Genomic DNA, 13,050 nt, shown 5'->3' on the forward strand with positions numbered 1-13,050 from the left:
CCGCACGCGGCGCGACTGTTGGTAGGGCCCAACCACAGCCGCCTCGTGCCCACCACTGCCGTCATCGGCGCGATCTTCATGGTGTGGGTCGACGCCGTCTCCCGGGTCGCGTTTGCGCCGACCCCACTTCCGGTCGGCGTCGGAACGGCGTTGGTCGGCGTTCCGGCCTTCATCGCGATCATGGCTCGAAGGAGGGGAATTCGATGACACTGCACGCATCGAACGTGTCCTGGAAGCGCGGTGGCGTCCTGGTGGTCGACGGCGTGACCCTGCATCCGGGGCCCGGTCGCATGGTGGGACTGTTGGGCCCCAACGGTTCCGGTAAGTCCTCACTGCTCCACCTGATGGCCGGGGCCGCATCACCCACCGCTGGTGTCGTCGAACTCGACGGTGCGGAGCTCGGTTCGCTCAAGCGCAGACACATCGCCCGCGCGGTCGCGGTCGTCGGACAGCACGCGCACACGGACGTCGACGTGACGGTCGGAGACGTCGTGCGTCTGGGACGCATCCCGCATCGCGGGGCTTTCGGTGGAAGCGACCTGGACGACGACGCCGTGGACGATGCACTCGCGCAGACCGGACTCACCGACAAAGCGGATCGATTGTGGCGCACGCTCTCCGGTGGTGAGCAGCAGCGGGCGCACATCGCTCGCGCACTCGCCCAACAGCCCCGCGAGATGTTGCTGGACGAACCCACCAACCATCTCGATATCCATCACCAGCTCGAGCTGTTGGCCCTCGTTGCGCGCCTGCCGATCACCAGCGTCGTCGCGCTCCACGACCTGAACCTGGCGGCGATGTTCTGCGACGAGGTCCTGGTTCTCAAGGACGGCAGGGTCGTCGCAGGCGGCACACCCGCGGAGGTGCTGACCGAGGAACTGATCGCCGAGGTCTACGAGGTGCGAGCGCGAGTGTCCGGAGACGGCGACGGGCGCGTACACATCCGCTTCGATGCGGGCACCGTGCACGAGTTGTTCGAGGACAACCGCCGGGTACTCGGCACCTGAAAGGTTCGCGATGCTGTGCCCTCAGGGTTGGGTACGGAGATTCGTGGTAATCCTTCTGTCATGACCGACTCCTCGCCGCAACCGACGGTACCGACCACGGGCCTGCCCGCATTCGGGTTCGAGACGACCTTCGCCGACGAGGTTCCTGGACTGACAGTGCCGTGGCAGGGCACCCACGCGCCGGTTCCTCGGGTGCTGATTCTCGACGATGACCTCGCTCGGTCTCTCGCGCTCGACCCGACGTCGCTGCGCACGGCCGAGGCAGCCGGTGTGCTGTCCGGGTCGATTCCTCCGGCCGAATCCGCCACTGTGGCAATGGCGTACGCGGGTCATCAGTTCGGCAATTTCGTTCCCCTGCTGGGGGACGGCCGAGCACTGCTGCTCGGCGAGCTGCGCGATGATCGGGGCCATCGAGTCGATCTGCATCTCAAGGGGTCCGGCGCTACCCCGTTCTCGCGTGGGGGCGACGGGAGAGCGGTAGTGGGCGCCATGCTGCGCGAGTACCTCATCAGCGCAGCGATGCACGCGCTGCACATTCCCACCACACGTTCGCTCGCCGTCGTCACCACCGGTGAACAGGTGGTGCGAGAAGGAGGTCCGCAGCCCGGGGCAGTGCTTGCCAGGGTCGCGTCGAGCCATCTGCGGGTGGGCACCTTCGAGTTCGCGGCTCGGCGCGAGGGGCTCACGCAGCCCCTCGCCGACTACGCGATAGCCCGCCACTATCCGGAACTGCTCGAGCTGCCGGTCGAGGAGCGCTGTCTCGCCTTCTTCGAGGCTGTCGTCGAAGCCCAGGCATCGCTTGTCGCGCAGTGGATGTCGGTCGGATTCGTGCACGGTGTAATGAACACCGACAACACGACGATCTCCGGGGAGACCATCGACTACGGACCGTGCGCATTTCTCGACTCCTACGATCCGGCTACGGTGTTCAGCTCCATCGACCACGGCGGACGCTATGCCTACGGCAATCAACCCGCAGTGCTCGGGTGGAATCTGGCCAGGTTCGGCGAAACACTACTGCCCCTGGTCGATTCGACGCCCGATACCGCCATCACGGCTCTCACCGCGGTGCTGGACACGTTCGGGGAACGCTACCGCCGGCACTACTCTGCCGCGATGGCCCTCAAGCTCGGCCTGGCAGACGATGGCGCGGACGCGGCGCTCGTCGACGAACTGCATCGGTTGCTCACCGACCACCGCGCCGACTGGACCCTGACCTTCCGTGCCCTCGCCGAAAACCTGCGCGGAGACTCGTCGCCCTTCGACTCCCTCGTTCCACCGGACGCGTCCGCGGAGTGGCTCGAGCGTTGGCGGACAGCGGTTTCGGCGCGGGGACAGGACTATTCATCGATCGCCGACGGGATGGATCGCGTCAACCCCGCCTACATTCCCCGCAACCATCTGGTCGACGCCGCACTCAGGTCCGCGACCGAGGGCGATCTCGCGCCTGTCCAGCGTCTGCTCGACGTCGTCACGACACCGTTCGACCGCCGCGACGAACGGTCCGAGTACGCCCTGCCCGCGCCTGCGAACTTCAGCGCCGGATTTCGGACCTTCTGCGGGACCTGAAGATGTGACGGGCAGCGCGGTCAGGCAGGCGCAGCGAAGAATTCGAGGGCAATGTTGTCGGGATCACGGAACGAGATTCCGGAACCGTAGTGTGCGTGTTCGATACCGCTGTGCGCGATGCCGAGTCGGTCGAGCGTCGATACCCAAGACGCCAGGTCGTCCTGTGTGCAGCCGAACGCGATGTGGTCCACGCCCGTTCTCTTCTCGTCGAAGGCACCGGAAACCTGAGCGTCGCCGTGGGTGTGCAATCCGAACAGCATTCCGCCGTCGAGCGCGAACACGGTGTGGTGATAGTTGCCGGATTCTTCGTCCTCGTCGAGTACGGGGGACGCATCGAACAGTCGTGAGTACCACTCGGTGCTGGCGGCAAGATCGGATACGGTCACGGCCACGTGGGAGAGGCCGGGGAAGTGCGACATGCGCTGGTCCTTTCGTCGTCCCCGTCCACGTTAGGCACCGACGTCTGTGTGCCACCCGAGATCAGCGCAATACTGCCCGTTCGGCGGGGTTGTGTTCACGACGTCCGCTTCTGTTCGGCTCTGATCAGGCCGCCGCCGACGATCAGTCGTTGAATCTCGCTGGTCCCCTCGTACAACCGAAGCAGCCGGACATCACGGTAGATGCGCTCCACCGGCACCTCACGCATGTACCCGGCACCACCGTGAATCTGAACAGCCAGATCGGCGACCTGGCCGACCATCTCGGTGCAGAACAGCTTCACCGCAGACGGCGCGATACGGCGATCGGTCTCCTGCACCCACGCCCGCGCCGCCTCACGCACCATCGCCCGGCCCGCCATGACACCGACCTGTTGATCGGCGATCATCGCCTGCACCAACTGGAAGTTGCCGATCGGCTCCCCGCCCTGAGTGGACGACGCGGCATGAGCCACCGACTCGTCCAAGGCACGCTGCGCCTGACCGACGGCCAACGCCGCGATATGCACCCGCCCCCGCGCCAACGACGTCATAGCCGCCTTGTACCCGATATCGATCTTGGGTCGTTCCGCAGGCTCCACTCCGGCGTCGCCGTTGCCGCCCACCAACGCATCGGCCTCGACGCGCACGTCGGTGAAGTTCACGTCGGCAGTGCCCGAGCCCTGCTGCCCCATCTTCGCGTCCTTGACGCCCACCTCGATGCCGGCCGTGTCGGAAGGGACCAGAAATACTGCAATACCGTTGCCACTCTGCGGTTTCGGGTCCAATTTGGCGAAGACGACGAACATGTTCGCGATCGGCGCATTGGTGATGTAGCGCTTGCTGCCGTTGATCACCCAACCCGAGCCCTCGACCGTCGCCGTCGTCTTCAACCCCGCTGGATTCGACCCGGCCCCGTCCTCGGTCAGCGCGAAGGACGCAACGACGTCGCCGGTTGCCATGCCCGGCAACCACGTCGCCTTCTGCTCCTCGGTACCGAACCCCACGAGCACCTGCCCGGCGATCCCGTTGTTGGTGCCGAACATCGATCGCAACGACAGCGAGGTGTAACCGAGCTCCATGGCCACCTCGACGTCCTGAATCAAATTCAGGCCCACACCGCCCCACTCCTGCGGAATCGCGTAGCCGAACAGACCCATCTCCGCGGCCTGCTGTCGCAGATCGTCCGGAATCGAATCGTTGTTCATGATCTCCAGTTCACGAGGAACCACACGTGAGCGCACGAACTGCGAGATCTGCTTCAACACGTCCGCGAAGACGTCGTCCGGTACATCGGGATTCAGCGTGTCCATGGAACCACTATCCCCCCATGGGTAGATCGATTCGTCCGAACCGACGGGATTTTCCTGGCAGGACGGAACCGTCCCACCACATCGGCTCTCCCGTTTCGGATCTCAGCCTCCGATCGGCGTCGAGTATTCGAATCCGAGGAGCTGATCTTCATCTGTGGCTCGAACAGCCGTCACCCAGAAGACGACCCGAACTGGCCGATTGCCTGCGCGAGATCGATGACGTCCGCATATTTGGCCTGCAGGTCGAGCAGGTTCGACTCGTGCATGCCCGGCTCCCGATCACCACACGCATCTGCCACCACCAGAGGACGGAAACCGTGCTGCAGTGCGTCGGTCGCGCTTGCACGGATGCAGCCGCTGGTGGTCAACCCACAGATGTACAGCGTGTCGATGCCGCGGGCGGTGAGAGTGGCCGCCAGAGAGGTACCGAAGAACGCACTTGCATACTGCTTGGTCACCACGGTCTCCCCGGCGATCGGACGGGGGTCGACGGGAAATTCGCCCAGTTCCGAGCCCTCCTCGAAGACCGTCAGAGCCGGAATCTTCGTCGTGAAGAGCCCGCCGTCGGTTCCGCCGGGCTGATAGCTGACCCGGGTGAACACAACCGGAACACCGGCTGATCGTGCGACCGAAACCAGCTGTGCCGCAGCCTCTACTGCCGCTTCCACCGGGGCACGCAGGGGCGAGCCGTCCACCAGGTAGGCCGCGACGATGTCGACCACCAGAACCGCCGGGTTACGGCCGGGGCCCAGCTCACCGGCAAATCCCGACTCCCGGTACGACCCGAGCGTGTCGCTCACGCGCGCACTGCCTTACGGACGTTCACCGGCGGACGCGGGGCGGGCAATCCGGTTTCGGCCTCGCACCGCTCGAGGATCTTCTCGATCGACGGCCCCTTGTCGAACACTGCGATCTCCCCGCGCGCGGCAGACATCTCACTGCGCGCGGCCTCGGAGGCGGACGAATCGACGACACCGTCGGCATCGCAGACGATTCCGTAGCCGATGCGGGCACCCTCGGTACTGACCAGACCCCGCCGAACTTCGAGACCGACCAGTTCGGGATCCCGCTTCAGCGGGTCGCCCCAACCGCCGCCGCCCCACGTGACGAAGTGCAGCACGTCGCCTCGTCCCACCGGTACCTCGTGGATCTTGCTGGCCAACACCTCGACCTCACCCGATGCTCGGACGATCCACTTCTTCCCTCTCGCACCGGGTTTACCGCCGTTGACACCCCACGGATACGTGAGCCACCGGTCGTCGTGAATGGCGATGGTGCCCGGCTCCTCGAAGTAGTACGCCACGTCGACGCCGTTGCCGCCGCGATGAAGCCCGGCCCCGCCGGTGTCGGTGACGGTCTCCCACCGCTCGACACGCAGCGGATAGTAGGACTCGAGGTACTCGCAGGGGATGTTGACGAACGACGGCCACAGCGAGTGACCGTCCGGCCCGTCTCCCATCGGACGACCGGGGATACCTCCGAATCCGATCGAGTACAGCTGGAACCACTCCCCGTCCCGCGCGCCCCCGTCGTAGTGACCGGAGTACATGAAGTGCGGCGACGACGAGAAGCCTGCGGCGTTGAGAATCTCGGGGTTGTTCTTACCCAGCAGCCCACCGAAAAGGTCGAAGACACGGCCGATTCCGTGGTTGCGGCCGTTGAGTGCAGCCGGATAGCGCGGCTTCCAGAACGAGTCCTCTGGAATGGTCACGTCGATCAACGGATAGAAGCCGTCGTTCCACAGAATCTGCGGGTCGGCCACGGTGATGACGTAGATGCCGAAGAACATGCGTACGAGATTCTCGTTGATGAAGTAGTTGATCGGCCCGACGGCCTGCGGTGCCGCCTTGCTGAAGTCGAGGTGGATCTTCTCCCCGTGCCGGGTCAGCTCGATGGTCAGTTCGTAAGGGCCGTAACCACATCCGTCATCGCAGATGAAGTCGCTGAACTCGATGGTCTCGCCGTCGACGAACAGCATCGCGAGCAGCACCTTCATGGCCTGATAGTTCCTGTCGAGCAACGCGTCGAGCGCCGACAGATACACGTCGACGCCGAACCGGTCGCAGAGTTCGACGATGCGCCGCGACGCGGTGGTGCACGCTGCGACCAGTCCGTTCAGGTCTGCTCGGTTCCAGTCCGGCTTGCGCACCTGGTTGAGAATGATGTCCAGGGCGGTCTCGTTCAATTCGCCTGCGCTGTAGAGCTTGAAGGGCGGGATGACGACGCCCTCCTCGAAGATGGTGTGTGCATCGGTCGGCATGGACGACGGCGTCTTACCCCCGACGTCGGCCATGTGCCCGAACATCGACGACCAACCGACGACCCGTCCGCTGTGGAAGATGGGCAACACGATCAGCCAGTCGTTGGCGTGACTGATGGCAGCACCACACGCGTAAGGATCGGAGGTGAGCAGGATGTCGCCCTCGCCGACGGTGCCGGAGAAGTTGTCGAGGAAGTCGGGAACGGACAGGCCGAACTGCCCGACCACCATTTTGCCGCTCGGATCGGCGATGAGGGGAAATTCGTCGTGCTGTTCGCGGATACCCGGCGACAGTGCCGTCCTGAAGAGGACCTCGTCCATCTCGGCACGGGCGTTTCGCAGGGCGTTCTCGATGATGTCGAGCGTGATCGGGTCGACGGGAACCGTGGTGAACGGGGTCTTCGAGGTCTCGATGATGGTGGCCATCAGCTCTCCTGCAGTCGAGTGGTGCGATGGGTGTCGTCGGTGCCGACGGGGTTGATGAGAAGGCATGCACTGCGGTGGACCGTGGCCGTGTGTCCGGACAGCACCAGCGTGGTGGAGTCCATCTCCGTGATCACTGCCGGACCCGTCACGACGTTGCCTACCAACAGTTTCGAGCGGTCGTAGATGCCTGCCTTTGCGTACTGCCCGTCCATCCAGACGTCGTTCGTGGTGATCAGCGCCGCGGATGGATCGTCGCCACCGTCCTCCAACGGCTGGAACGCCACCTCGGGGCGTGGACCACTGACCGTGACTCGGAGGTTGATGACCTCGCGTTCGTTCTTGAGCAGGAACGAGAACAGTCGCTGGTGTTCGGCGTCGAAGGCAGAGCCGAGAGTCGACAACAGCTCCCCCGAATCGAGGGCGGACGCGTCGAGGTCGACGGGAATCTCGAAACCCTGACCCTGATAGCGCAGGTCCACCTGATAGGTAGCGGTCTGCTGGTCTGCTGGCACGCCCTCGGACGAGAGCCTTTCCGACGCCGCATCGGCCAATTCGGCAAGAGCTGTGCGCAACTCGGCGTCGTCGATGTCGGAGAAGGCACGAACCATGGTGCGCGCAGCCTCGTCCCGAAGACACGTCGTGGCGTCGCCGTACGCGCAGAGGACCCCGGGCGACGGCGGGACGATCACCGGCCACGACCCGGTCAGTCGACCCAGCGCGTTGGCGTGCAGCGGCCCGGCACCGCCGAACGAGACGAGTGCGAAATCGCGAGGGTCGTAGCCCTGCTGCACACTGACCAATCGCAGTGCGCCGAACATGTTCTCGTTGACGATGTCGACAATTCCGGATGCGGCTTCCTCCGGACCGGCCAAGCCGATGGCCTCGGCGATCGTCGCCACCGCGGTGCGACTCGCGTCGGCGTCGAGATCTACCTCCCCGCCCGCCAAGGAGGCCGGGAGGTAACCGAGAACGACGTTCGCGTCGGTCACCGTCGGGTCGGTTCCGCCTTTTCCGTAGGCGGCAGGCCCGGGGTCGGCCCCGGCCGATTGCGGCCCGACCCTCAATGCTCGCGTCAACTCGGGCACGTGCGCGATGGAACCGCCACCGGCACCGACCGTTCGCACGTCCACGCTCGTCGCGCGGACGGCGAGGTCGCCGACCTTGGTCTCACGGCCGATACGTGGTTGCCCACCGAGCACGAGGGCGACGTCTGTGGACGTCCCGCCCATGTCGAAGGTGAGAAAGTCGGAGAAACCGGCTTGCTCGGCGAACCACACGGCCCCGGTAACCCCACCCGCCGGACCCGACAACAGCAACGACACCGGCGCCTCCGATGCCTTCGCCGACTGCACCAGTCCGCCGTCACTTCGTAGGATCGACAGCGGAGCCTTGATCCCCCTGTCCTGCAACGAGTTGTCGAGATTGCGTACGTAACGCGACACCTCGGGCTGAACGTAGCTGTTGGCCACGGTGGTCAGGGTCCGCTCGTACTCCCGCATCTCGGGCAGGACCTGACTGGAGATGGAGATCGGAATGCCCGGGAGCTCGTCGGCAGCCCACTCGGCGATCTTCTTCTCGTGTGCGTCGTTCGCATAGGAGTTGATGAGCGAGATCGTCAGCGCTTCGATACCGGCACCGGCGAGGCGACGCAACTGACCCCGCGCCTGGTTCTCGTCGAGCGCCGTCACCTCGGAGCCGTCCGCCGCCAGACGACCCACGACCTCGACGGTGTTCTCCAGCGCTGCAAGCGGTTCGGGCTTCGGCCAGATGATCCATCCCGCCAACCCTCCCGGTACGTACGATCTGGCGATCTGCAGGACCTGCCTGAACCCGTCCGTGGTGACGAGTCCGACGCGCGCTCCCCGGCCCTGCAGGATGGCGTTGGTCGCCACCGTGGTGCCGTGGAGCACCTGATCGATCTCCGACGGTTCGATGCCGGCCTTCGAGCACACTTTGTCGATGCCGTTCAACACCCCGACGGACTGATCGGCCGGCGTCGACGGAGTCTTGGCTCTGTAGGTGGTACCGGTCGTTTCTTCGAGAAGCAGAACGTCGGTGAAAGTTCCGCCGACGTCGACTCCGAGTCGATAGCGCATGATGATCTCCGGTGGTGTGCGGTGCGGTGAGTGAGGACGATGCGGTCGAGCTCAGATGATGCCGCGGTCGACGAGCGCAGCCCGTTCGGCCTCGGTGAGACCGAGGAGCGATCCATAGATGTCCGAGTTGTGTTCTCCCAGTTCAGGTCCTGCATGCCGGACGGCTCCGGGGCTGTCGCTGAGCTTTGGCACGACGCCCGCCATCGGGATTTCGCCGAAATCGGGATGGGCCAGGCGCACGATGGCGTCGCGGGCCGCGAAATGCGGATCGTCGAACATATCGCGAGCGGTGTAGATGCGGCCGGCGGGAACACCGGCCTCGTGGAGGATGTCGAGAACCTCGTCGGTTCCCAGATCTGCGGTCCATGCCGAGATGACGTCGTCCAGTTCGTCCATGTTCACCCCGCGTGACGCGTGGTCGACGTACCGGGGATCGGATACGAGATCGGCCCGCCCCATTGCGGTGACCAAACGGGCGTACACCGAATCCTGGTTCGCGGCAACCAGAATCATCTCGCCACCCCTCGTGGGGTAGACGTTGCTCGGCGCGATGTTCGGCAGCACCGATCCGGTGCGTTCGCGCTGGTAGCCGCCGATCTCGTATTCCGGGAGCAATGATTCCATCATCGCGAGCACGGCCTCGTAGATCGCCGAATCCACCAGTTGCCCACGCCCCGTTCGCTCCCTGTGGTGCACGGCCGTGAGGACGCCGATCGTCGCGAACACCGCGGCCAGGGAGTCGCCGAGCGAGATTCCGGCCCGAGAGGGTGGCAGATCCGGATTACCCGTCACGTATCTGATTCCGCCCATCGCCTCACCGATCGAGCCGAACCCGGCGCGGGGAGAGTAGGGCCCGTCCTGGCCGTAGCCGGTGACTCTGGCCATGATCAGGCGTGGGTCCAGTGTGCGCAGATCCTCGTACCCTAGCCCCCATCGCTCGAGAGTGCCGGGGCGAAAGTTCTCGACGACGATGTCCGACTTACCGATGATGTTGCGCGCCAACGCTTGTCCTTCTTCGGTGCGGAGGTTGCATGTCACCGACTTCTTGTTCCGCGCCACCACCGGCCACCACAGCGACTTGCCGTGGGGTTTTTCCCGACCCCATTGCCGCATCGGGTCACCCTTGCCCGGCGGCTCCAGCTTGATCACCTCGGCTCCGAAATCTGCGAGGAGTTGTCCGCAGAACGGTCCTGCCAACAACTGACCCATCTCGACTACTCGTAGGTCTGACAACGGCCCTGTTGCGGCCTCGCTCATTCGGACTCCTTGGCTTCGTCGGGCGTGAGAGATTGCAGTAGAACGTGTTTCGCTGCGCGGACGTGCGCCCGCATGACCGAGTCGGCCCAGATCTCGTCTCCGCTTCTCAACGCGGCCACCAGATCTCGATGGTGTGCGTGGCTGCGGGAGAGATCGGCAGGCGAGTAGCGGTGAAAGGTGCGCATCACGAGGGGGAGTTGGATGACCGCGCTCAACATCGTCAGCAGGCGCGTGCTGGCGGCGGCGGTACGCACGATGGCATGGAACTCGTCGTTCAACTGCGCCATCAGGTCGAGCCTCTGGCCGGCGTCTCCGGCCGCCGACGATTCCATGAGATCGCAGAGTTCGCTCAGCCGGTCGAGGTCTTTCTCCTCGATACGACGAGCAGCGCGAGCGGCAGCCATGGCCTCCAGCGTCATACGCAGGTCGTAGATCTCCTCGAGATCGTCTGCAGTCCAGGTGTACACACGGGCTCCGCGATGCGGAACCACCTCGACGAGCCCTTCCATCTCCAGCTGCCGCAGGGCCTCACGAACGGGCGTCCGACTGGTCTCGGTCAGCTCGGCGATATCGACCTCACCCAGCCTGGCACCGGGCGCGTACGTGCCCGCAATGATCCCCTCCCGGAGGTGGGAATACACACGATCCACGGCTCTGGCCACTGAAGGCCTCCGATCGAAGATGGGCTGGTTGTTCACAACTTAGGACCATCCCCACCTCCTGTCCACGAGAATCGCAAATTTTCTCCGAAAGAAACACAGGTGTTGCATACAACGAGAGCGGGGAGAAGGATCGTGGGATGACGTCTGTGCAACTTGTCGAGGTGGGCCCGCGTGATGGATTGCAGAACGAGAAGACTGCATTGTCGGTGGATCAGAAGATCGAGTTGATCGCCCGAAGCGTTGCAGCGGGAGCGAGGCGAATCGAAGCGGTCAGCTTCGTGAACCCTCGCCGGGTGCCACAGATGGCCGGGGCCGAGGAGGTGATGGCCGGGATCGAACGACGCGACGACGTCTCCTACATCGGCCTCGTGTTGAATCGCCGCGGACTCGACAGAGCGATCGACGCACGCGTGGACGAGGTCAACGTGGTGGTCGTCGCATCCGAGGAGTTCAGCCGGCGAAATCAGAATTGCTCTGTCGCAGAAGCAGTGTCGACTGCGCGCGATGTCATTCGAGACGCCGGATCCGCGGGCTTGGCCACCACCGTCACCATCGCGGCGGCGTTCGGTTGTCCGTTCAGCGGAGAAGTCGATCCTCGTTACGTGGGCGAGATTCTCGCGCAGTTCTCCGACGACCGACCGTCGGAAATCGCCTTGGCGGACACCATCGGCGTCGGCGTGCCGGCACAGGTCCGCGTCTTGGCCGATATTGCGAGTGAACGAGCACCGGGAATCCCACAGCGCTGGCACTTCCACAACACGCGGAACACGGGCTACGCCAATGCGTTGACTGCTCTCGAGACGGGTGCGCGAGCGCTGGATGCCAGTATCGGCGGCTTCGGGGGTTGCCCGTTCGCCCCCGCGGCAACGGGCAACATAGCGTCCGAGGACCTGATCTATGCACTCGATCGATCCGGAGTCGAAACCTGTGTGCACCAACAGGTTCTGGTCGATGCCGCGGCGTGGCTCGGGAGTGCACTGGGCAAAGAGGTGCCGGCCCTACTCGGACGGGCCGGAGGCTTCCCCGGCGAGTGACGCTGCCTGTCGTCGACACCCCGAGCATCGGCTCCCCAGTTCCGGATATGTGCCTCCGATCGGCGTCGGATATCCGGGTCCGGGGAGCTGATCCGCGGCGACGATCTCTCAACGACGGGTCGCGGCGAACACGTCGACCGGGTGCGGCACCCGAGGCCTGCCATCGGCACCCGGCACCGAGACCGCGTCGAGGTAGGCCCGCACGGGCCCGCGCAGCTCCGGGGTCAGCCGGGCCTGCACCGCGAAGTCCAGCACCTCGTCGATCGCGGTGGAGAGGTCGACCATCGCGTCCAGCGTGACCGAGTCGTCGAGAGCAATCCCGTTGTCCACGAACGCTTTGTCGACGTCGGCACTGAACCACTGCCGGTGGCCCTCGAGCGGAGGGGCGAGCACACCGACCAGAGCGTTGAGCGCGGCCGACGGTGCAACGGCCACCCACAGTTCGCCGCCGGGCCGCAGCAGGTCGAGCGCGCCGCGCAGGGTTGCCCCCACGTCGGCGACGTAGTACATCGAGTGCACGAACATCACGACGTCGAAAGTCTCGTCCACCGGGACGTCGTCGAACGACGCGACGTACGCGTCGGCGTCGAGCTCGTCGGCCGTCAGGGCGGCCATCTTGGCGGCGAACAACGTCGCGCTCCCGGGCCAGGGGTCGATGCCGACGTATCGCACCGGTCGGCCGGGCACCTGCTGCATCAGCCCCGCGGCGAGGCGGACGTCCAGCGAACCGTCACCGCAGCCCACCGACAGCACCGAGATCGGTCCATCCCCCACCCTGGCCAGCCGCCCGGACAGGTGCTCGGCGATGAGGCCGCGCTGGTCGGAGAGGAACTCGAAGGCGGCATGCCCGCGAGCGTAGGAGCCGGGGTCGAGACCGGCGAGGGCCGCCGCGCCACGCCGCGCCGCCCGCAACCCGTCGAGGAGCACGGCCGCGGTGTCGGTCGACGAAGTCGGAGCTATGTTGGACATTGGACCGAGTCAACCACGACGCCCCATCCGGTGCATCGAGG

Annotated in this window: 12 protein-coding genes; 4 read left to right on the top strand and 8 right to left on the bottom strand. The window is 65.2% G+C overall.

Annotation, left to right across the window (positions count from 1 at the left end):
- The 3 genes from CH256_RS11195 to CH256_RS11205 form a co-directional block, all read left to right on the top strand.
- On the top strand, positions 1-207 hold a 207-nt coding region (locus tag CH256_RS11195), incomplete at its 5' end, for an iron chelate uptake ABC transporter family permease subunit (RefSeq protein WP_143536556.1).
- Positions 204-1,007, top strand: coding sequence for an ABC transporter ATP-binding protein (locus tag CH256_RS11200; RefSeq protein WP_094669621.1), 804 nt, complete (start codon positions 204-206; stop codon positions 1,005-1,007). The genes CH256_RS11195 and CH256_RS11200, both read left to right, overlap by 4 nt.
- Positions 1,008-1,067: 60 nt before the next feature.
- On the top strand, positions 1,068-2,576 hold the full coding sequence (locus CH256_RS11205) for a protein adenylyltransferase SelO (protein ID WP_094669622.1): 1,509 nt from the start codon (positions 1,068-1,070) through the stop codon (positions 2,574-2,576).
- Positions 2,577-2,596: 20 nt separating this feature from the next.
- On the opposite strand, the gene CH256_RS11210 is transcribed toward CH256_RS11205, so the two are convergent.
- The 7 genes from CH256_RS11210 to CH256_RS11240 all read right to left on the bottom strand — a co-directional run bounded on the left by CH256_RS11210 (position 2,597) and on the right by CH256_RS11240 (position 11,006).
- Positions 2,597-2,995 (bottom strand): VOC family protein, encoded by a 399-nt coding sequence (locus tag CH256_RS11210; protein ID WP_068056035.1) that lies wholly within the window; start codon positions 2,993-2,995, stop codon positions 2,597-2,599.
- 95 nt (positions 2,996-3,090) lie between these two features.
- Positions 3,091-4,305 carry an acyl-CoA dehydrogenase family protein gene (locus tag CH256_RS11215; RefSeq protein WP_094638213.1) on the bottom strand — a complete coding sequence of 405 codons (1,215 nt, stop codon included), beginning with the start codon at positions 4,303-4,305 and terminating at the stop codon, positions 3,091-3,093.
- A 170-nt stretch (positions 4,306-4,475) separates the two neighbouring features.
- Positions 4,476-5,105, bottom strand: coding sequence for an isochorismatase family protein (locus CH256_RS11220; RefSeq protein WP_094669623.1), 630 nt, complete (start codon positions 5,103-5,105; stop codon positions 4,476-4,478).
- Positions 5,102-6,991 (bottom strand): hydantoinase B/oxoprolinase family protein, encoded by a 1,890-nt coding sequence (locus CH256_RS11225; RefSeq protein WP_094669624.1) that lies wholly within the window; start codon positions 6,989-6,991, stop codon positions 5,102-5,104. The genes CH256_RS11220 and CH256_RS11225 overlap by 4 nt, the downstream gene beginning before the upstream one ends.
- Entirely contained in the window at positions 6,991-9,087 is a 2,097-nt protein-coding gene (locus CH256_RS11230) for a hydantoinase/oxoprolinase family protein (protein ID WP_094669625.1), read from the bottom strand. The genes CH256_RS11225 and CH256_RS11230 overlap by 1 nt, the downstream gene beginning before the upstream one ends.
- 51 nt (positions 9,088-9,138) lie before the next feature.
- The gene (locus CH256_RS11235; protein ID WP_094669626.1) at positions 9,139-10,344 is read right to left on the bottom strand and encodes a CaiB/BaiF CoA transferase family protein; all 1,206 of its coding nucleotides are present in this window, start codon (positions 10,342-10,344) and stop codon (positions 9,139-9,141) included.
- Complete coding sequence (locus CH256_RS11240) at positions 10,341-11,006, bottom strand: GntR family transcriptional regulator (RefSeq protein WP_068056015.1); 666 nt, start codon at positions 11,004-11,006, stop codon at positions 10,341-10,343. Before CH256_RS11240 ends, CH256_RS11235 begins: the two co-directional genes overlap by 4 nt.
- Before the next feature lie 137 nt (positions 11,007-11,143).
- Between CH256_RS11240 and CH256_RS11245 the strand changes: the two genes are divergently transcribed.
- A complete protein-coding gene (locus tag CH256_RS11245; protein WP_094669627.1) occupies positions 11,144-12,040 on the top strand; it encodes a hydroxymethylglutaryl-CoA lyase in 897 nt (298 codons plus the stop codon).
- A 108-nt stretch (positions 12,041-12,148) separates the two neighbouring features.
- Here CH256_RS11245 and CH256_RS11250 read toward each other — a convergent pair whose 3' ends face one another.
- Positions 12,149-13,009, bottom strand: a complete 861-nt coding sequence (locus CH256_RS11250) for a class I SAM-dependent methyltransferase (RefSeq protein ID WP_094669628.1) — start codon at positions 13,007-13,009, stop codon at positions 12,149-12,151.
- Between the last annotated feature and the right edge of the window lie 41 nt (positions 13,010-13,050).

The sequence above is a fragment of the Rhodococcus sp. 05-2254-6 genome (assembly GCF_002258565.1).
In the GTDB taxonomy this organism is placed as follows: Bacteria; Actinomycetota; Actinomycetes; order Mycobacteriales; family Mycobacteriaceae; genus Rhodococcoides.